The 19,346-nt window shown below is 46.1% G+C and carries 19 protein-coding genes and 1 tRNA gene; 16 read left to right on the top strand and 4 right to left on the bottom strand.

The features are described 5' to 3' along the window. Positions 1-143: 143 nt before the first annotated feature. Complete coding sequence (locus INF29_RS11125) at positions 144-1,400, bottom strand: hypothetical protein (protein WP_193486602.1); 1,257 nt, start codon at positions 1,398-1,400, stop codon at positions 144-146. On the opposite strand from INF29_RS11125, the gene INF29_RS11120 reads away from it, so the two are divergent. The 3 genes from INF29_RS11120 (at position 1,382) to INF29_RS11110 (ending at position 4,709) form a co-directional block, all read left to right on the top strand. After that, complete coding sequence (locus tag INF29_RS11120) at positions 1,382-1,987, top strand: hypothetical protein (protein WP_193486600.1); 606 nt, start codon at positions 1,382-1,384, stop codon at positions 1,985-1,987. The genes INF29_RS11125 and INF29_RS11120 overlap by 19 nt on opposite strands. Continuing rightward, on the top strand, positions 1,914-3,893 hold the full coding sequence (locus INF29_RS11115) for a sodium-translocating pyrophosphatase (RefSeq protein ID WP_072849020.1): 1,980 nt from the start codon (positions 1,914-1,916) through the stop codon (positions 3,891-3,893). Before INF29_RS11120 ends, INF29_RS11115 begins: the two co-directional genes overlap by 74 nt. Before the next feature lie 132 nt (positions 3,894-4,025). After that, on the top strand, positions 4,026-4,709 hold the full coding sequence (locus INF29_RS11110) for a DUF2461 domain-containing protein (protein WP_193486598.1): 684 nt from the start codon (positions 4,026-4,028) through the stop codon (positions 4,707-4,709). 42 nt (positions 4,710-4,751) lie between these two features. Here INF29_RS11110 and INF29_RS11105 read toward each other — a convergent pair whose 3' ends face one another. Then, positions 4,752-5,405 carry an adaptor protein MecA gene (locus INF29_RS11105; RefSeq protein ID WP_193486596.1) on the bottom strand — a complete coding sequence of 218 codons (654 nt, stop codon included), beginning with the start codon at positions 5,403-5,405 and terminating at the stop codon, positions 4,752-4,754. A 204-nt stretch (positions 5,406-5,609) separates the two neighbouring features. On the opposite strand from INF29_RS11105, the gene INF29_RS11100 reads away from it, so the two are divergent. From INF29_RS11100 to INF29_RS11050, 11 genes are all read left to right on the top strand, one after another. Continuing rightward, positions 5,610-7,220, top strand: coding sequence for a CvpA family protein (locus INF29_RS11100; RefSeq protein ID WP_243184148.1), 1,611 nt, complete (start codon positions 5,610-5,612; stop codon positions 7,218-7,220). Between the two features lie 222 nt (positions 7,221-7,442). Then, positions 7,443-8,567, top strand: coding sequence for a LysM peptidoglycan-binding domain-containing protein (locus INF29_RS11095; protein WP_193486594.1), 1,125 nt, complete (start codon positions 7,443-7,445; stop codon positions 8,565-8,567). A gap of 48 nt (positions 8,568-8,615) precedes the next feature. Then, complete coding sequence (gene rho, locus INF29_RS11090) at positions 8,616-10,004, top strand: transcription termination factor Rho (RefSeq protein WP_087988465.1); 1,389 nt, start codon at positions 8,616-8,618, stop codon at positions 10,002-10,004. A 132-nt stretch (positions 10,005-10,136) separates the two neighbouring features. Beyond that, the gene (rpmE, locus tag INF29_RS11085) at positions 10,137-10,340 is read left to right on the top strand and encodes a 50S ribosomal protein L31 (RefSeq protein ID WP_022255551.1); all 204 of its coding nucleotides are present in this window, start codon (positions 10,137-10,139) and stop codon (positions 10,338-10,340) included. Positions 10,341-10,473: 133 nt separating this feature from the next. Next, the gene (locus tag INF29_RS11080) at positions 10,474-11,385 is read left to right on the top strand and encodes a DUF1385 domain-containing protein (RefSeq protein WP_193486592.1); all 912 of its coding nucleotides are present in this window, start codon (positions 10,474-10,476) and stop codon (positions 11,383-11,385) included. Then, positions 11,372-12,241, top strand: a complete 870-nt coding sequence (gene prmC, locus INF29_RS11075) for a peptide chain release factor N(5)-glutamine methyltransferase (protein ID WP_193486590.1) — start codon at positions 11,372-11,374, stop codon at positions 12,239-12,241. Before INF29_RS11080 ends, prmC begins: the two co-directional genes overlap by 14 nt. Then, positions 12,234-13,310, top strand: coding sequence for a peptide chain release factor 1 (gene prfA / locus INF29_RS11070; protein WP_193486588.1), 1,077 nt, complete (start codon positions 12,234-12,236; stop codon positions 13,308-13,310). Before prmC ends, prfA begins: the two co-directional genes overlap by 8 nt. A gap of 33 nt (positions 13,311-13,343) precedes the next feature. Further along, complete coding sequence (locus INF29_RS11065; protein ID WP_193486586.1) at positions 13,344-13,898, top strand: chromate transporter; 555 nt, start codon at positions 13,344-13,346, stop codon at positions 13,896-13,898. Continuing rightward, the gene (locus INF29_RS11060) at positions 13,899-14,471 is read left to right on the top strand and encodes a chromate transporter (RefSeq protein WP_072849039.1); all 573 of its coding nucleotides are present in this window, start codon (positions 13,899-13,901) and stop codon (positions 14,469-14,471) included. 294 nt (positions 14,472-14,765) lie between these two features. Then, the gene (locus INF29_RS11055; RefSeq protein WP_193486584.1) at positions 14,766-15,230 is read left to right on the top strand and encodes a hypothetical protein; all 465 of its coding nucleotides are present in this window, start codon (positions 14,766-14,768) and stop codon (positions 15,228-15,230) included. Positions 15,231-15,371: 141 nt separating this feature from the next. Continuing rightward, complete coding sequence (locus INF29_RS11050) at positions 15,372-17,819, top strand: glycogen/starch/alpha-glucan phosphorylase (protein ID WP_193486582.1); 2,448 nt, start codon at positions 15,372-15,374, stop codon at positions 17,817-17,819. 261 nt (positions 17,820-18,080) lie between these two features. Here INF29_RS11050 and INF29_RS11045 read toward each other — a convergent pair whose 3' ends face one another. After that, complete coding sequence (locus tag INF29_RS11045) at positions 18,081-18,404, bottom strand: helix-turn-helix domain-containing protein (protein WP_072848067.1); 324 nt, start codon at positions 18,402-18,404, stop codon at positions 18,081-18,083. Positions 18,405-18,551: 147 nt separating this feature from the next. Between INF29_RS11045 and INF29_RS11040 the strand changes: the two genes are divergently transcribed. Together INF29_RS11040 and INF29_RS11035 are read left to right on the top strand one after the other, a co-directional pair. Beyond that, a complete protein-coding gene (locus tag INF29_RS11040; protein WP_193486581.1) occupies positions 18,552-18,887 on the top strand; it encodes a helix-turn-helix domain-containing protein in 336 nt (111 codons plus the stop codon). 39 nt (positions 18,888-18,926) lie between these two features. Continuing rightward, a tRNA-Arg gene (locus INF29_RS11035) sits at positions 18,927-18,999 on the top strand. 97 nt (positions 19,000-19,096) lie between these two features. Here INF29_RS11035 and INF29_RS11030 read toward each other — a convergent pair. Next, positions 19,097-19,346 (bottom strand): hypothetical protein (locus tag INF29_RS11030; protein ID WP_193486579.1); only part of this gene is annotated, 250 nt, incomplete at its 5' end.

Here is a 19,346-nt window from a genome sequence, read left to right as displayed (position 1 = left end):
AGTTTTGGTTCAATTATTTTGATATGTGTGTATTTTCTTTTTGCCATAATAAAAGCCCCCTCATGTAGTTCTATTATCCTACATAAGGGGGCTTTTTGTCATTGTCCGTTTTTACTGGTTCAGTTCATTTTTCCCTCTCTTTTTTAATTTGAAATAAAATGTTTTTGTTTTCGGTAAAGATTTTTTACTTTGATTTTTTGATAAATATTTTTTTGATTTCTTAAAAAATCAATATCTTCTTGCCATTTTTTTCTGGCGTTATTGTAACGTGGACTTTGATTTCGACTTGCTAACCATTCTATAAATTGTGTGATTTCATCTAGACTCATAATGTCATTTTCATAAATAAATGCAAGTATGCTGTGACGTTGGTTTGCTGATAAATTATCTGTTGCATTTACATTATACCCATAGCTACGCAGTAGAGAAGTTGGTTTCCATTGTGAAGCCGTATTTCCTTGTGCAATAGGAATGTATTCATGTTCAGTAAAAATACGACATCCCAATGTTCCCAGTTTAGATAATCGCGCAAATTCGACTTCGGACATAAAGTAGGTATCACATTTGGGGCAATAAGATAATTCACTTTTTACTTCGTGAATGTCAAATTGATTGTGAATACAGATATATGCTTGTATTCGTTCTAATCGATGATGGTGATGAGTGCAAAAAGCATTGTTTGTTCGGACAACGACATCTTCTATTGTGATATATTTTTTTTGAAATAAGGACAATAATTTGAAAATTTCTTCATAAGGGAGTTCTGAGAAATCCACAGAAAAATAATCACCAATATCCATATCAAGATAAAAATCTGTTAATTCGTAAAAGGAAGTATCTTCTGGGTTTTCCAGAGAGTATGATACGTCATAGGTTTCTTCTCCATATTCACCATGATAGTTCATAAACCATAACTGGGTTTGGCTTTCTTCTGCATTGTTTTTAGAAATCGAAAAAATTTTAGGTTCCCAATCAATTAAATTGGATTCAGTTAAACTTTCTAAGTAACGGAAAGGATTTGATTCTAAAATACGAAGATAGTCTTGTCGGAAGATTTGAAAATCATGGCAGGCGGTAATTTGTGCCTGAATTGCATGTAGCAACTCTCGTGCATGGATGTCCTGTATGTTTGTAAAAAAAGAATAATTGGTATCATCTTCAAAAGATACATTACATTTTGTGGTCAATAGCAAAATTTGACCATTTTCAATTTTTGCAGTTCCTTGAAATTCTAATTTATTATTTTCAGGTGTTATTTGAAAATCATAAGAAAAAAATTCGTCAATATAATCAAAGAAGTCCATAGTTGCATGGAAATGACTGGAAAATGTTGAATGGAGTTGTAATAAAGATGCTGTGACAGAAAAAAGAGTGTTTTTGAATGATTGATAATTTTCCATGTATTATCTACCTCCGGATCCTATATATTTTATGTTATCATAGTACAGAAATGTATGAAAGACCTATCATACTGATTTTATGGCTTTTTTGTAAAGATTGTGAAAAAAAGGACAGTTGTCCATGGGAAAGACGGAAATTTGCCGGGAAGAAAAATGGGTTTTCTTCGACAATAGAAAAATTTTTTTTCAAAAAAACCGTATCCCTTTGTATAAAGATACCAAAAATTATTGTGAAATTTAGTGCAGGCAGGCGTGGGGAAAAGCTTGTTTCTTTCTATGGTTTCGTATATACTATGAAGTGGGACGGAATATGGCTATCTCATTTTGGAAATATACAGAATACACGCTACCGGTGCCGAAGCAGAAAAACAGGGCTTTTTGCGGTGGGGCGCAGGGTGTGTATTTGTTTTTTTCAAAAAAAGACAGCCTGTTGGTTTTTTGTTTCACAAAAAAACAGCAATTATATTCTGATTATCTGTATTATCACCAAATTTATGAAACAGGGGGATTATTATGGAAAATTTGATGTATTTGGCGCCGGTGCTGGGCATCGTTGCGCTGCTCTTTGCCTTTGTCCTGGCTTCTAAGGTAGGCAGAGAAGAAGAAGGTACAGACCGTATGCATGAAATCTCTTCTGCAATTCGCGATGGCGCAAACGCTTTCCTGAAAGCAGAATATAAGATTCTGGTTATTTTCGCGGCTGTACTGTTTGTATTGATCGGTTTCGGTGTAGACTGGAAGACAGCTATCTGCTTCGTCATTGGTGCTGCTTTCTCCACACTGGCTGGTTATTTCGGTATGAATGTTGCAACCAAGGCAAACGTAAGAACTGCAAACGCAGCGAGAGTTGGCGGTATGAACAGAGCCCTGTCTATCGCTTTCAGCGGCGGCGCAGTTATGGGTATGTCCGTAGTTGGTCTGGGTCTGCTGGGTGTAGGCGCAGTGTATGTGATCACAAAAGACGCCAACATTCTGTTCGGTTTTGGTCTGGGTGCTTCCTCTATCGCGCTGTTCGGCCGTGTTGGCGGCGGTATTTATACAAAAGCTGCTGACGTAGGTGCCGACCTGGTAGGTAAAGTTGAAGCTGGTATCCCTGAAGACGACCCTCGTAACCCTGCCGTTATCGCCGACAACGTAGGTGACAACGTAGGTGACGTTGCTGGTATGGGTGCCGACTTGTTCGAATCCTATGTTGGTTCCATCATCTCTGCTATCACACTGGGTATCGTTTACTACTCTGTAGAAGGCGCTGTATTCCCTCTGGTTCTGGCAGCTGTTGGTATTCTGGCTTCCATCATCGGTACATTCTTTGTAAAAGGCGACGAAAACTCCAATCCGCATAAAGCCCTGAAAGCGGGTTCTTACTCTTCCGCAGTGCTGGTGATCATCGCATCTCTGGCTCTGAGCTGGGTATTCTTTGGCAACATGAACGCTGCCATCGCTATCATCGCTGGTCTGATCGTTGGTCTGATCATCGGTGTTATCACAGAAGTTTATACTTCCGGTGACTACAAATCCGTTAAGAAAATCGCGGACCAGTCTGAAACAGGTCCCGCAACTACCATCATCAGCGGTCTGGCAGTTGGTATGGAATCCACAGCGATTCCTATCGTGCTGATCTGTGTAGGTATCTTCGTAGCTTATGCAGTATGTGGTCTGTATGGCATCGCTCTGGCAGCTGTAGGTATGCTGTCCACAACAGGTATCACTGTAGCCGTTGACGCATACGGCCCTATCGCCGACAACGCCGGCGGTATCGCTGAAATGAGTGGTCTGGATCACTCCGTTCGTAACATCACAGATAAACTGGACGCCGTTGGTAACACAACAGCAGCTATGGGTAAAGGTTTCGCTATCGGTTCCGCTGCCCTGACAGCACTGGCTCTGTTCGTATCTTACGCAGAAGCTGTTAAACTGACAGAAATCTCCATTCTGGAACCCAGAGTTATCATTGGTATGCTCATCGGCGGTATGCTGCCTTTCCTGTTCTCCGCACTCACAATGCAGTCTGTAGGTAAAGCAGCCTTCCAGATGATCGAAGAAGTAAGACGTCAGTTCCGCAGCATCCCCGGCATCATGGAAGGTACTGCAAAACCTGACTACAAAAAATGCGTAGAAATCTCTACCACAGCAGCTCTGAAAGAAATGCTGGTTCCCGGTATCATGGCAGTAGCAGCTCCTCTGGTTGTAGGTATCCTGCTGGGTACTTCCGCTCTGGGCGGTCTGCTGGCTGGCTCTCTGGTAACAGGTGTTCTGATGGCAATCTTCATGTCCAACGCCGGCGGCGCTTGGGACAATGCGAAGAAGTACATCGAAGAAGGCAACCATGGCGGCAAAGGCAGCGAAGCTCATAAAGCAGCCGTTGTTGGTGACACCGTAGGTGACCCCTTCAAAGATACTTCCGGTCCTTCCATCAACATCCTGATCAAGCTGATGACAGTTGTATCTCTGGTATTCGCACCTCTGTTCATGTCTATCGGCAGCCTGCTGTAATCTTTACAGGCATTTGATACAAACACAAACACGGAATTCTCCATGACACATCATGGCACGGATTCCGTGTTTTTTTGTCTTTTATTTTTCCCAGTTTTACGGTATGATAATAGGCGAAAGGAAGTGTTGAGTATGACAGACTTTACGGGTTTTACCCCCGAAACCATAGATTTTCTTTGGGAACTGCGAATGAATAACAATAAAGCGTGGATGGAGGAGAACCGGGAACGGTACCGCACAGTACTGAAAGAACCTTTTGACGCGCTTTCGGCGGCGCTGACGAAGAAGTTTCTGGAAAAGAAAAATGTACCCCAGATGGATTTTTCCATTTCCCGTATCAATCGGGATGTGCGTTTTTCCAAGGATAAAAGCCCTTATAAGGCAAGAAAATGGATGGTGCTGAAAGAACCTATGACAAAGGCGGAACAGTGGAAATTCCGTCCAGTGTTTTATTTTGAAGTGATGCCCGAAGGCTATGAATATGGCATGGGATTTTATGAAGGCAGACCGGCTTATATGCAGGCATTTCGGAAAAAAGTGGACGCTGCGCCTGACGCCTTTGAACGTCTGGTAAAGGATGCGGCAAAAATGAAGGAATTTGTCCTTTATGGAGATTCTTATAAACGCCCCATGGGCAAAGGGGATTATAGCCCTGCCGTCATGGATTGGTATCAGCGGAAAAGTCTGGGGTTGACGGCCTCCAGAGAAATTGACGATTTGCTGTTCTCTCCAGAATTGGTGGATTTCGTTGTGCAAGGCTGGGAAAAATTATTGCCTATGTATAGATTCCTCCGGGAGATTCATGTGGAGGAATAAAATAAAAAAAGCTGACATTTCGTAAGAAATGTCAGCTTTTTTTTACGCTTTGCCAAAACTCAGCGCCAATGCCTTGATGGCTTTTTCGCCGATGATGGTTTCCCCATGCTCTGCCAGATAATACTTGGAAAGCAGTGTGGAAATGTGTTTCTGTCCGTATTCATCCAGAATGGTTTCCAGATCGTCGATGGTTTCCTCGGTGGTGTATGTATTGCCCTGCATCACCAGGAAATATCTGCCTTCGTTTTTGTACAGAGAAGAAGCGCCGTGGAACAGGGGTTCCAGTCGGATGGACAGGTCGATGACGTCATCCAGTTTGCTGAAGGAGTAAACCAGCAGGTCGTCGTCCTCTTTGGCTTCCACTTCTTCTGTTGCCAGTGGTTTTTTCTTGAATCGGTGCAAATCTTTTGCCTGATGGAACAGCTCTGTGGGATTGCTGTTTTTGTCTTTGCTTTCTACCTTTGTGACGATGATCATGATGCCGTCCAGACCAACGGGTACGGCTTCCACCATCAAAGGTGTGTTTTCTGTGATGAAATCGCATTCTTCCATAGCCTGTTCCATGATGTCACGGAACAGCTGCTGTGTTTTTTCGCCGGGGCGGATGAGGTCTTCCAACTGGATATCCCGCTCTGCCAGATCGGCTTTGGTCAGCGTCAGTTTCAGCTGTGTGTCGCTTACGCGTTCTATTTTCATATATATCACGTCCCTTAACAATATGTGCTTTCTGCACGCGATTTTGTATCTGGTCTATACTATACAATTCTCTGGAAATATAGTATAGTATAATGAATTGCGGGGGATATGTAAAGAGGAGAATCCTGAGAAAAACAACAAAAAACCCAAAAAAATAGGATTTTGCCCCCGAAAATCATAAAAATCCGAGAGGAGTGGCATGAATTGAAAAAAAGCAAGTGGATTCCGCTGCTGTTGACGCTGATCATCTGGGCGGGAATGTATTATTATTATCTGCCGCCGCTGAATATTCACAGCAATGAAAGCTGGATGTTCTTCGTGGCAATGATCGTTGTGGCATTGGTTATCAATTTCTGGACCATTGCCAAGACATTGTTTTTCCATAAAGAAAGTCAGTGGGAAAGCAATCCGTTACTGAAAAAATTGCTCTATATCCCTTTGGCGCTGGTTGTCATTTACGGGGTAGGGGTGCTTCTGTCTTCTCCCATTCTGCGGGCATCTGCATACAGTTCTTTGCTGACAGTGCAGAATGGTGATTTTGCGGAGGATATCCACGAAGTCAATTACAGCCAGATTCCCATTCTGGACAGCGATTCTGCGGCGAAACTGGCAGAACGTGAAATGGGTTCCATGGTGGATATGGTTTCCCAGTATGAAGTCAGCGATTACTACAACCAGATCAACCTGAACAGCAAGCCCGTTCGTGTGACACCGCTGGAATACGGTGATATCATCAAATGGATTACTAACCGCGACACAGGTATTCCTGCTTACATGAACATAGACATGACCACACAGGATGTGGAACTGGTGAAGCTGCCAGAAGGACAGGGCATCAAGTATTCTCCCTTTGAACACTTCGGACGGAATCTGTATCGTTATGTGCGTTTCCGTTATCCCACAGCCATGATTCGCAGCAGCAATTTTGAAGTGGATGATAACGGCGTGCCTTACTGGATATGTTCCGTGGAAACAAAGACCATTGGTCTTTTTGGTGGTACAGACATTCAGGGGGCAATTCTGGTGAACGCTGCCACAGGGGAACACGCTTACTACGACGTGGCAGATGTGCCCCAGTGGGTGGATAAGGTTTATGACGCGGAACTGCTGGTGGAACAGTATGATTATTACGGCACTTTGCAGAACGGCTTCATCAACAGCAAATTTGGTCAGAAAGGCTGTTTGCAGACCACAGAAGGTTATAACTACGTTGCCCTCAACGACGATGTTTGGGTATATACTGGTGTGACTTCTATCGGCGGCGATGAATCCATCGTTGGTTTTGTTCTCATGAACAGCCGTACCAAGGAAACCAATTATTATCAGATTTCCGGTGCAAAAGAAATTTCCGCCATGGCTTCTGCCGAAGGGGAAGTGCAGCATCTGGGCTATACGGCAACATTCCCCATTTTGCTGAATATTGCCGATGAACCGACCTATTTCCTTTCTCTGAAAGATGCGGCAGGTCTGGTAAAGAAATATGCCATGGTCAATATCGAGAAATATCACATTGTCGCCATTGGGGATACGGTGGCAGAGTGTGAAAAGGTTTATCGTAATCTTATGGCAAACAGCGGCATCAATGTGACACCTTCGGGAAGCGGCACAACGGCAGAGGGAAAAATCACACTGCTGAAAGACATCGTTGCTGACGGCAATACCTATTACTACTTGATGCTGGAAGGCAGAGAGGAACTCTTTGCCGTGAAAGCTTCTGACCATCTGGAAGTTTTGAAAAAACAGGTGGGCAGTACCGTGAAACTGGAATATGTGACAGAAACGGACGGCACTTGTACCGTAACGAGTCTGCAATAAAAAACGGGGAAAACAGGAGGGGCTTATAAAAATAGCTGTCTCCTGTTTTTTTATAGTGTGGACAAAGGTGCGCATGTTAAAGAAATCCTTACAAATCACTGAAAATTCAACCCTTTTGTTGACACTTGCTCCGGAAGAATGTAAAATGAATAAGATGTAAAACAACAAAGTAGAAAACTCGTATGCAAAAAAACAGGAAAAAACTGTCTTTGGAGGTATCATATGGAAGAGAAAGATAAACTGGAAAATGGCAGCCAGGGCCGCAGTATGAGCGATGCGGATAAAGAGTATTACGCAGATTTGTATAATGACCTGCCCAAAGAAGTGCAGGATATTTTGATGCAGACACATCCTCTGATGGGTCGTGCCAATGAGGATACAGAAGCGGCAGCATACCGCACAAGACGTCCTCAGCGGGAAGATGTGGAAGAAGTGAAGGAAGCAAGAATGCAGCAGGTAAGCTCCGAAATCAATGAAATCAAACGGGCACCTCAGCAGGAAGGCGACCCTACCCGCTATGTATCCCGCCGTGCAAGAAGCATGGAAAGCGAATATGCCGAAAGCCCCAGAGGTTCCATGGCAGAGGATGATTACAATGAGGATATCCAGTATGTGAGCGTGATGCCGGCACGGAAAAAATCCAGAATCATGGAAGAAGTGACCATCCAGACATCTGCACCTCAGAAATCCGGCATGAAGAAGAAAAAACAGAAAAAAGAACGGGAAGAAATGCCCTTCTCCGATATGGAACGTTCTGGCGATCGTCCCCGTTATGAAGACATCGACTTTGAAGAACGTGCAAAACAGGAACATCTGGACAGCCTGTACGGCGATGGTTACGATGACGACTACAGAGGCGGCGGAAGAAGCAAACTGCCTTTGATTCTGGGCATGATTGGTCTGGTGCTCATCATCTTCCTGATTTTCAGAACCGTGACACTGTCCAGCCAGTTGGAAGAAGCGCAGCAGCAGATAACGGAAACACAGGACTTGAATGAGAGATACGAACAGGTACAGCTGGAAAAAATGCAGCTGCAGGAAGAACTGGATGCACTGAAAAACCCTGATGGCACAAAAACAGAAGAAACCACAGAGGGAGATTCTGAGTCTTCTTCTACTACTACAGGTGATTCCGAATCCAGCAGCGATTCCAATACTTCCAGCAGTTCCAGCGGCTCCAGCAGCGGTACTACAGAATATACGGTACAGCAGGGAGAAACACCTTGGAGCATGGCACAGAAATTCTATGGCAACGGTGCGGAATATACAAAGATTCTGGAAGCAAATGGCTTGCAGGAAGGCGACAACATTCAGCCCGGTGATGTATTGAAAATCCCCGCAGCTTAATGCAGTGAAGTATGCGTTAGCGTTGCGGAAAAAAGGAGTCAGGTGAAAATGGAAAAGGAAGCACTGGAACAGAAAACCCTGATGGAACTTAGAAAAATGGCAAAGGAAATGGGACTTGGTCCCATTTCCGCCTTAAAAAAAGGCGAGCTCATCGCAAAAATCGCAGAAAAACAGTCACAATCCGCGGCGAAAAATGTCGAAGATGTGGCTGTTTGTGGTTTTTCTGAAGAAACGGCAGAAGTGCCCAGAGAAGAAGCCCATCAGCAGGAAAGCGGTGAACGCCCCCAGCGGGAAAATCAGGAGCAGGGCGAAGGCATTCTGGAGGTCATGACCGATGGTTTTGGCTTTTTGCGGACGGAAAACTTCCTGCCCGGCACAGGGGATATTTATGTTTCTCCCTCCCAGATTCGCCGTTTTCGGCTGAAAACAGGGGACGCTATCAAAGGTATTCTCCGTCCGGCAAGAGAAGGGGAGAAATTTGGTGCCTTGATTTTTGTAAAGACCGTCAATGGCGACCGCCCGGACGTGGCAGCCAGAAGACCTAATTTTGAGGAATTGACCCCCATTTATCCTGAGGAAAAATTGCGGCTGGAAACAGGTGCGGAGGAGTTGACGGGACGCATCATCGACCTCATTGCCCCCATTGGCAAAGGTCAGAGAGGTATGATCGTTGCGCCGCCAAAAGTGGGGAAAACTATGCTTTTGACACAGGTGGCAAACGCCATCACCCAGAACCATAAGGAAGTCCACCTCATTGTGCTGCTCATTGATGAACGTCCAGAAGAAGTGACGGACATCCAGCGTTCCATCGAAGGGGAAAATGTGGAAATTGTTTATTCCACATTCGACCAGCAGCCGGAACACCATAAACGGGTGACGGAAATGGTGCTGGAGCGGGCAAAACGTATGGTGGAACAGGGGAAAGACCTTGTGATTCTCTTGGATAGCCTTACAAGATTGGCAAGAGCCTATAACCTCACCATTCCCCCCAGCGGCAGAACATTGTCAGGCGGTCTTGACCCGGCAGCCTTGTATATGCCAAAGCGGTTCTTCGGTGCAGCCCGGAATATCGAAGGCGGCGGCAGCCTTACCATTCTGGCAACGGCATTGGTGGATACGGGCAGCAAAATGGATGAAGTGGTTTTCGAGGAATTCAAAGGCACCGGTAATATGGAACTGGTGCTGGATAAAAAACTGGCGGAACGCCGTATTTTCCCGGCGGTGGACATCATCAAGTCCGGTACCAGACGGGAAGATAAGCTTTTAAGTCCTGCGGAAATGGAATGCAACTACACCCTGCGGCGTATGGCAGCGACCATGACGGCAGTGGAAATGACACAGGGTTTTTATGACCTGATGCATAAAACAAAAACAAATGCGGAATTTGTGGAACGTCTGCCTGTCTGGGAAAAACAGCTGGGCAGAGGGGACGCTTAAAAAAACAGCGAAAAATGGCGGTATTTTCAGGAAAAGCTGTTGCAATCCGGGAAAATCTATGCTATAATACCCACGTTGTCTTTAAATAATTTCGGATTATTGATCAACAAATTAGAGAATGAGGTGAAAAAAATGAGAGAAGGAATCCATCCCGATTACAAACAGGTGACAGTAAAATGCAACTGTGGCAACGAATTCGTAACAGGCTCCACAAAAGATGAAATCAGAGTCGAAGTTTGCTCCAAATGTCATCCTTTCTACACAGGTAGCCAGAAAATGCTGCTGGAAGCAGGCGGCCGCGTAGAAAAATTCAACAAAAAATACGGCAGAAAATAATCAAGAAACACGTAAAAGGGCTGGGCAAATTTGTCCGCCCTTTTTTTCGCAACATGGCAAATTTTCGTCGTTTGCCCTGCTGCGAAAGGAAGGGGTTTTTTGCGTGTCTTTTTGACAGAAAGGAGGAAAAACCATGAAACGAACGAATATTGGCGGTCAGGCTGTCATTGAAGGCGTTATGATGCGCGGCAAGAAGATGTATGCCATGGCTGTACGCAATCCCGAGGGCGGGATTACCATAGAAAAAAAAGAATTGGGCGGTCTGGGCAGAAAAGGGCTGTTCCGTTTGCCTATTTTCCGCGGTGTGGCAGCTTTTGTGGATTCATTGGTAACAGGTACCCGTATTTTGATGCGCTCAGCGGAAATCGCTGGGGAAGATTGGACAGAGGAAGCGGAGCCTTCCAAGTTTGAGAAATTTTTGCAGGAGAAGCTGGGTGACCGCATGAATGACATCATCATTTATTGCAGTGTGGGCTTTTCCCTGATTTTGGGTATGCTGCTGTTTTTCCTGCTGCCTGTGTGGCTGGGAAACTTCTTCAAAACCATGGTGCCTACCTGGGTGCTGGGTGTCATTGAAGGGCTCATCCGTATTGCCATTTTCCTGCTGTACCTGTTTGGCATCTCCCGTATGAAGGAGATCCACCGGGTATTCCAGTATCATGGCGCGGAACACAAGACCATTAACTGCTTTGAAAGCGAAAAAGAACTGACAGTGGAAAATGTACTGCCCTGCACCAGACTCCATAAACGGTGCGGCACCAGTTTCCTGCTGTTCGTTATGATCATCAGTATGGTGGTATTTTTCTTTGTGCGGACAGACGATTTCCTGCTGCGTCTGGTGACCAGAATCATTCTGGTGCCTGTCATTGCAGGGCTTTCCTATGAAGTCATCCGCTGGGCAGGCAATTCCAACAGCAAATTGGTGGCGCTCATCAGCTACCCCGGTCTGTGCCTGCAGAAGATCACCACAGCAGAGCCTGACCCGGATCAGATTGAAACGGCAATTGCTGCCATGAAAGGGGTTCTGGAAGATGAACCAGAATAAGACTGTCAGCCAGTGGCTGCGAACAGGAAAAGAAATGCTGGAGGCGGCAGGCAGAGAAAATCCTCGGATGGACGCGGAACTGCTGCTGGAAAAAGTCACAGGCATGAACAAAATCCAGCGTATGACAGAAGGACAAACCATATTGGATGAAAAAGCGGCGGAGCAATACGCCGCTTTTCTGGATGAAAGAGCAAAAGGACGCCCCCTCCAGTACATTCTGGGGGAATGGGAGTTCATGGGACTGCCTTTTTCCGTGGGCGAAGGGGTGCTCATTCCCCGGGCTGATACGGAAATTCTGGTGGAAACCATATTGGAAACAGGGGAAAGAGAATCCCTGCACCGTGGGCTGGATATCGGCACTGGAACGGGATGCATCCCTATTTGTCTGGAAAAGCTGGGACATATGGATATGACTGCTGTGGACATCAGCCCCAAAGCCTTGGCTTTTGCCAGAGAAAACAACGAAAAAAATCAGACCCATGTGGACTTTGTGGAAAGCGACTTGTTTACAGCTTTGCCGGACAGTCTGTTCCCCTTGGACTTTATCGTGTCCAATCCGCCTTATATTCCGGCGGCGGACTGCGAGGAGCTCATGACAGAAGTTCGGGACTTTGAGCCCAGAAACGCTTTGGACGGCGGAAAAGACGGTCTGGATTTTTACAGAAAGATTGTAGTAGAAGCCCCTGCACGCCTGCGGGATGGGGGCTGGCTGTTTTTTGAAATTGGATATGACCAGCGGGAAGCGCTCTTTGCCCTGATGGAGGAAGCGGGATTCGTTTCTGTGGAATGTCGTCAGGACTTGGCAGGGCTGGATCGTGTGGTTTTTGGACAGAAGAAGGAGGAGCCTCATGTTTGACCGATTGGCGGAAATTGAACAGAAGTATATGGATTTGGCAGATCAGGTCAACGACCCGGATATCATTGCCAATCAGAGCCAGTGGCGGAAACTGATGAAGGAATACAGCGATATGACACCCATTGTGGAAGCATATCGGGAATATGAAAAAGTGAAAGCATCCATTGCGGAGGAGCTGGAACTTTTGGAAGATAAACTGGACGACGATTTCCGGGAACTGGTGAAGGAAGAACTGGCGGAAAACAAAGAACGTCTGGAAGAACTGCAAAAGGAAATCACCATTTTGCTGATTCCTAAAGACCCTAATGACGAGAAAAACGTTATTGTGGAAATCCGCGGCGGCGCAGGCGGTGACGAAGCGGCACTTTTTGCGGCAGACCTGTTCCGTATGTATACCCGTTACGCAGAACGGCGGAAATGGAAAATCGAAGTCATGAATGCCAGCGAAAGTGATTTGGGCGGTTACAAGGAAATTTCCTTTATGATTACTGGACAGGGGGCATACTCCCGTCTGAAATACGAAAGCGGCGTACACCGTGTACAGCGTATCCCTGCCACAGAAAGCGGCGGCAGAATCCATACGTCTACCGTTACCGTAGCGGTATTGCCCGAAGCGGAAGAAGTGGACGTGCATATCGACATGAACGATGTCCGTGTGGATGTGTTCCGTGCATCCGGTAACGGCGGTCAGTGCGTCAACACCACAGACTCCGCTGTCCGTATGACCCATATCCCCACAGGTATCGTGGTATCCTGTCAGAATGAAAAATCTCAGCTGAAGAATAAAGAACAGGCGTTAAAAGTGCTTTATGCCCGTGTTTATGAACGGGAACGTCAGGCACATGACGCGGCTATCTCGGCAGACCGCCGTTCTCAGGTGGGTACCGGTGACAGAAGTGAACGTATCCGCACTTATAACTTCCCCCAGGGTCGTGTGACAGACCATCGTGTGGGGTTGACACTCCACCGAATTGATGCCATACTGGACGGGGATTTGGATGAGATCATGGATACCCTCATCACCACAGACCAGATGGAAAAACTCAAAGCGGAAAATCCCGATGCATAAACGATCAAAAGAGAAGAAATCAGGTGACAAAAGATGAAAGAACTCATATCATTGTTTCTGACCTTTGCGCGGATTGGGGCATTCACCTTTGGCGGCGGTTATGCTATGCTGCCTATGCTCCAGAGAGAAGTGGTGCAGAGCCGGAAATGGGCAACAGAGGACGAAGTGCTGGATTACTTTGCCATTGGGCAGTGTACCCCCGGCGTTATTTTCGTCAATACGGCAACATTCATCGGATATAAAAGAAAAGGGATTCCGGGAGCGATTTTTGCCACAGCCGGCGGCGTGTTCCCCTCTCTTTGCATCATCATGGTCATTGCAGCAGTTTTGACCAATTTTGCCCATCTGCCTGTTGTGCAGAACGCATTTGGCGGTATCCGTGTAGTGGTAGGCGTTTTGATTATCAATGCTGTTTCCGGCATGTGGAAGAAATCCGTTGTGGATAAACTGGGGATTATTCTTGCTACCATTTCTTTCGTGGTGGCAACATTTGTGGATATCTCCCCTGTATGGCTGGTGCTGCTGGGCGCAGTCATCGGCATTGTGGTAAAATCCTTTCAGGCAAAAGAGAAAGGAGGCGCCAAATAAATGCAGTTGTTGATATTATTTCTGGAATTTTTCAAGATTGGGCTGTTCTCTGTAGGCGGCGGTCTGGCAACACTGCCATTCCTTTATGATCTGGCGGATAAATACCCTTGGCTCAGCGCATCACAGATTCCCGATATGATTGCCATTTCCGAGTCCACACCAGGTCCTCTGGGCGTTAATATGGCTACTTATGCGGGCTTTCACTGCGCGGGACCTTTGGGCAGCGTCATCGCTACAGCAGGTTTGGTAACACCTTCTGTCATCGTTATCATCATTGTTTATAAATTTCTGGAACGCTTCCGTCAAAGTACGTTGGTGGAAAATGCCTTTTATGGTCTGCGTCCCATTGTGGTGGGGCTCATTGCCTCCGCAGGCTTTGGCGTGATCGTTCTTTCCCTGTTCAACAAAGAAGCGTGGAACGGCGCCGCTACCCAGTGGGGAAGCCTGTTCCAGTGGCGAGAGTGGATACTGTTCCTTGTGATTCTCTTTGCCGCGAGAAAATGGAAAAAAGTCCATCCCATTGTGCTGATTTTGGTAGGTGCGGCAGTGGGTATTGTGTTCCAAATGGCATAAGATAAAAAGCCGAATCTCTGCATGAGGGACTTCTTCATCAGAAAACAATCATAGCCGGAATCCTTAGAAAAAAGGATTTCCGGCTATTTTCTTTTTTATCTGCATGGTATGAGGTATGTTTTCTTCTGAAGAAAGTCATCGCAGTTCCCGTTCAGAGATCAAGAAAAAGAAAATAATGTTTTCTGAATGGGAGACTGCTGAGAGATTTCGGCTTTTTTTGTGCCCGTCTGCTTCTGTTTTCCCCTTTGCTTCCATAAGCTGAATAACAGGAGAAAAATCGGGAGGAGGGGGAACATGTCTGTTTCCTTCTGGACCATGTTTTGTGTGGTGTATGGCGGTGTGCTGTTTTTGTCCCTGAAACGAGGCGCTTTTGCTTTGGTACTGGGGTTTTTGTCGGGCTTGGGGGTGGCCTTTTTCTGCCTGCGGTATCTGCCGGGGGTCTTTACATCTCAGGCGTTTTACGCTGTGGCGGCAGGGGTGCTTTGCGGCGTGGCATTAGGGACTGTGGCGGAAAAACGCAGATTGCCGGGTACGGTCTTTTTCTGGCTGGGAGCGTTGCTCTGGGGGTGCAGCGGCGGTCTGGTTTCCATGGATGTGCTGACGGCACTCTTGGCGGCCATTACCGGAGGGACCTGTCTGTATCTGGTCTGCGGCGCCGTTTTGCCGGAAGAAGTGGGGGAAAAACAGTTCCTGCTGCGTGCCGCCGGCGGGCTTTTGGGCTTCTGGCTGGGGGTATGGCTGGATTTTCTGCATATTTAACCCGGATTTTACAGGAAATCCCGGGGAATAATTGCATTTTCTGGCATTTTTGTGGTATAGTGGAATACAGGACTGCAAAAAATACAATGGGTGGGCGAAAAAGCCTGCGCAGTTCTCAGTACACATTATTGGGGGTTTTTTATGAGTCAGTTATTGGATAAAGAAACATTGAAAAAAATGATTCGGGAAAACGTCAAAACTTTATACCGTAAAACATTGGAAGCAGCCTCTGCCGAGGAAGTTTACCAGGCTGCCGTGTTTGCAATTCGCGACGTTATCACCGACAAATGGATGAAAACACACGATGAATATTACGAAAAAGACGTGAAGGTGGTTTACTACCTGTCCATGGAATTTTTGATGGGACGCTTTTTCGGCAACAGCCTCATCAATCTGAAAATGTATGATGAGGTCAGAGAAGTTCTGGAAGAACTTGGCATTGATTACAATATGGTAGAGGACGCGGAACCTGATCCGGGTCTGGGCAACGGCGGTCTGGGGCGTCTGGCTGCATGTTTCCTGGATTCCCTGTCCACATTGCAGCTGCCTGCTTATGGCTGCGGTATCCGCTACCACTACGGTATTTTTGAACAGAAAATCGAAAACGGTTATCAGGTGGAAGCGCCCGATAACTGGCTGGAAAACGGCGACCCTTGGGGCATCAAGAGAAATGAATACGCTGTAGAAGTCAAATTCGGCGGCAATGTGCGCGCTGTGCCCAAAGGCAACGGAGAATACCGTTTCGTACAGGAAAATTATCAGTCTGTTATCGCTGTGCCTTATGACTATCCTGTTATCGGCTATGGCAATAACACCGTAAATACACTGCGTCTGTGGGAAGCACGGGCGAAGAATAAACTGGATTTGAAATTCTTCAACGAAGGCAATTACCAGAAAGCAGCCGAAGAAGAATTGCTGGCAAGCACCATGACAGACGTGCTGTACCCTGCCGATGAACACATTCAGGGGAAAGAACTGCGTCTGCGTCAGCAGTATTTCTTCATTTCCGCCACCGTACAGCGCGTTGTGGAGCGTTTCAAGAAACACCACACCAATTTCCATGAACTGCCTGATAAAGTGGCGTTCCAGCTGAACGACACACATCCGACTGTAGCAGTTGCGGAACTGATGCGTGTGCTGGTGGATGAAAACGATGTGCCTTGGGATGACGCTTGGGAAATCACCAGAAAGGTATGCGCTTACACCAACCATACCATTATGGCGGAAGCGCTGGAAAAATGGCCCATGGAACTGTTTAGCCGTCTGCTGCCTCGTATCTATCAGATCGTGGAAGAAATCAACCGCCGCTATTGTCTGGAATTGCAGGCAAAATACGGCATGGACCCTGAAAAACTCCGTCGTATGGCAATCATTGCCGACGGTCAGATTCGTATGGCATACCTTGCCATCGTGGGCAGCCATTCCGTAAACGGTGTTGCGGCACTCCATACAGAAATTCTGAAACATCAGGAACTGAAGGACTTCTATGAACTGTATCCTGAAAAATTCAATAATAAAACAAATGGTATCACCCAGAGAAGATGGCTCCTTCATGCCAACCATGGTCTGGCTGGGCTCATCTCTGAAACCATTGGCGATGGCTGGATTACAGAATTGACAGAACTGGAAAAACTCCTGCCTTACGCAGAAGATGAAACCTTCCGCCGTCGTTTCATGGAAATCAAGAAAGCAAATAAAGTTGCACTGGCGAAGTATATCAAAGAAACAAAGGGCATCGACATCAACCCCGATTCCATCTTTGATATTCAGGTAAAGCGTCTGCATGAATACAAACGCCAGCTGCTGAACGTGCTGCATATCATTGGGCTGTATAACCAGCTGAAAATGAACCCCGGCATGGATATGGTGCCTCGTACATTCATTTTCGGTGCAAAAGCAGCGGCAGGCTATCGCCGTGCGAAACTGATTATCAAGCTTATCAACGCTGTTGCCGATGTAGTCAACAATGACCCTACCATCGAAGGCAAAATCAAAGTGGTATTTATGGAAAATTACCGCGTATCTCTGGCAGAACGCCTCATTCCTGCGGCTGATGTCAGCGAACAGATTTCCACAGCTGGTAAAGAAGCATCCGGTACCGGTAACATGAAATTCATGCTCAACGGCGCATTGACCGTTGGTACCATGGACGGTGCAAACGTGGAAATCTACGAAGAAGTGGGCAAAGACAATATCTTTATCTTTGGTATGTCTGCTGAAGAAGTACAGGCAAAATACCATGACCACTATGACCCTTGGTTCATTTACAACATGAATCAGGAAGTGCGTATGGCTCTGACCAGCCTCATCGACGGTACATTCGACCAGAACACAGACCTGTTCCGTGAACTCTACGACGCATTGCTCAATGGTTGCGGCGGCAGAGCGGACGAATATTTCGTACTGGAAGACTATGCGGATTACGCAAGAGCCCAGTGGGATATTGACAGAGCATATCGTGACCAGACAAAATGGGCAAAAATGGCAATTGTCAACGTGGCGAAGAGCGGTAAGTTCTCCAGTGACAGAACCATTCGCCAGTATGCGGAAGAAATCTGGGATTTGAAACCTCTGCATATTGAAGACTAAGATAGAATCATTGAGAAAATAGTGAAGGCATAAAAAGAGCCGAAATCCTTTTCGGGGCGTCTTCATAAGAAAACAAAAAGCTGAAATTCTTATTAAATAAAAGAATTTCAGCTTTTTGTTTTTGTGAGGGTATTATCTGGTATGTTTTCTTATGAAGACTGCCATCGCAATTCCCCTTAAGAAATCAAGAAAAAGAAAAACAATGTTTTCTTAAGTGGAATCTGCTTTGATTTCGGCTTTTTTGTTTTTCACAAAAGCATGTCAACGCTCCAAAATGTCGTCCATGATGGCAAGGATGTGCTGGGATTGTTCCGGCGTCAGTTTCTGGAATTTCTCCATCAGCTCTTTGGAGATGCCGGGGTTTTCCAGCTGCTCGTCAAAGAATTCCTTTGGATGGATGCCAAAATATTCGCAAATATAGAAAAAGACAAGCATGGAAGGCAACATCCGCTTGCTTTCGATTCGGCTGATATAATTTTCACTTTGTCCTATGGCAAGACTCATTTCTCTGGCAGAAACTCCTTTTTGATGCCGCAGCTGTGAGATTCTCAGAGAAAGAAAGTTTTCAAAGTCTTTTGCATGCATATTCATCACCTGATAACATTATAGGTTGTGCCGTAAAAATAGGATTAGACTTCAAAATAACATATTATATTGAAATTCTTATTTAAAATAAGTATAATGAGGTAAAACGATACCAGAAAATTTTTCCTAAAAGAGGGGGCATTGTCCATGCGAAACAAATTTCCCCAGCGTCTGCGCCAGCTCCGCAAAGAAAAGGGCATCACACAGGAGGCTTTGGGGCAGTACCTCCATTACAACCATACAGCCGTTGCCAATTATGAATCCGGCAGGAACCAGCCCTCCTTTGACGATTTGCTGAAACTGGCGGATTATTTCGACGTTTCCACGGATTTTCTTCTGGGACGGTCAGAAAAGTTCTATCCTCCCGCCGATAAACTATGGGAAAAACTGACGGTGGCGGAGTTTTTATCTCTCCTGCGGCAAGCGGAATCCTCCCCGAAGATGTGTCGGATTTTTTTGGAAAAAGACGAAAAGAAAATTTGACAGACCGCCTGTTTTCTTGTAAAATAAGGATTACGGTTTGCACTCTTAGCTCAGGGGATAGAGCGTTCGGCTCCGGACCGAAAGGCCGCAGGTTCGAATCCTGTAGAGTGCAGAAAACAAAGGGTGTCGATATTATCGACACCCTTTGTTTCGTGAAAGGCTCATTTCATTCAAGCCTTTCACGAGTAAGCAGAAGTATAAACAGCGGGTCAAGCACTTTGCTTTGCAAAGTCAGCTTCGCTGCCCCCGTTTTCTTCGGGGTGCAGAGTATCCATCGGCATAAATGCCTTGAAACTCCCTGTTTTTCCCCAAGGGATTGCAGTTGGGAAACTACACACCGCAAAGAAGTGCGGACAGCCATTTATAGCTGATGTTTGTAAAAGCAAACGAGTTGACCACACACCGCAAAGAAGTGCGGACAGCCATTTATAGCTGATGTTTGTAAAAGCAAACGAGTTG

The organism is Anaerotignum lactatifermentans (assembly GCF_014982935.1).
Lineage (GTDB): Bacteria > Bacillota > Clostridia > Lachnospirales > Anaerotignaceae > Anaerotignum > Anaerotignum lactatifermentans.
Note: the sequence above shows the minus strand (reverse complement) of the source record. Positions and strands in the feature narration are given on the sequence as shown.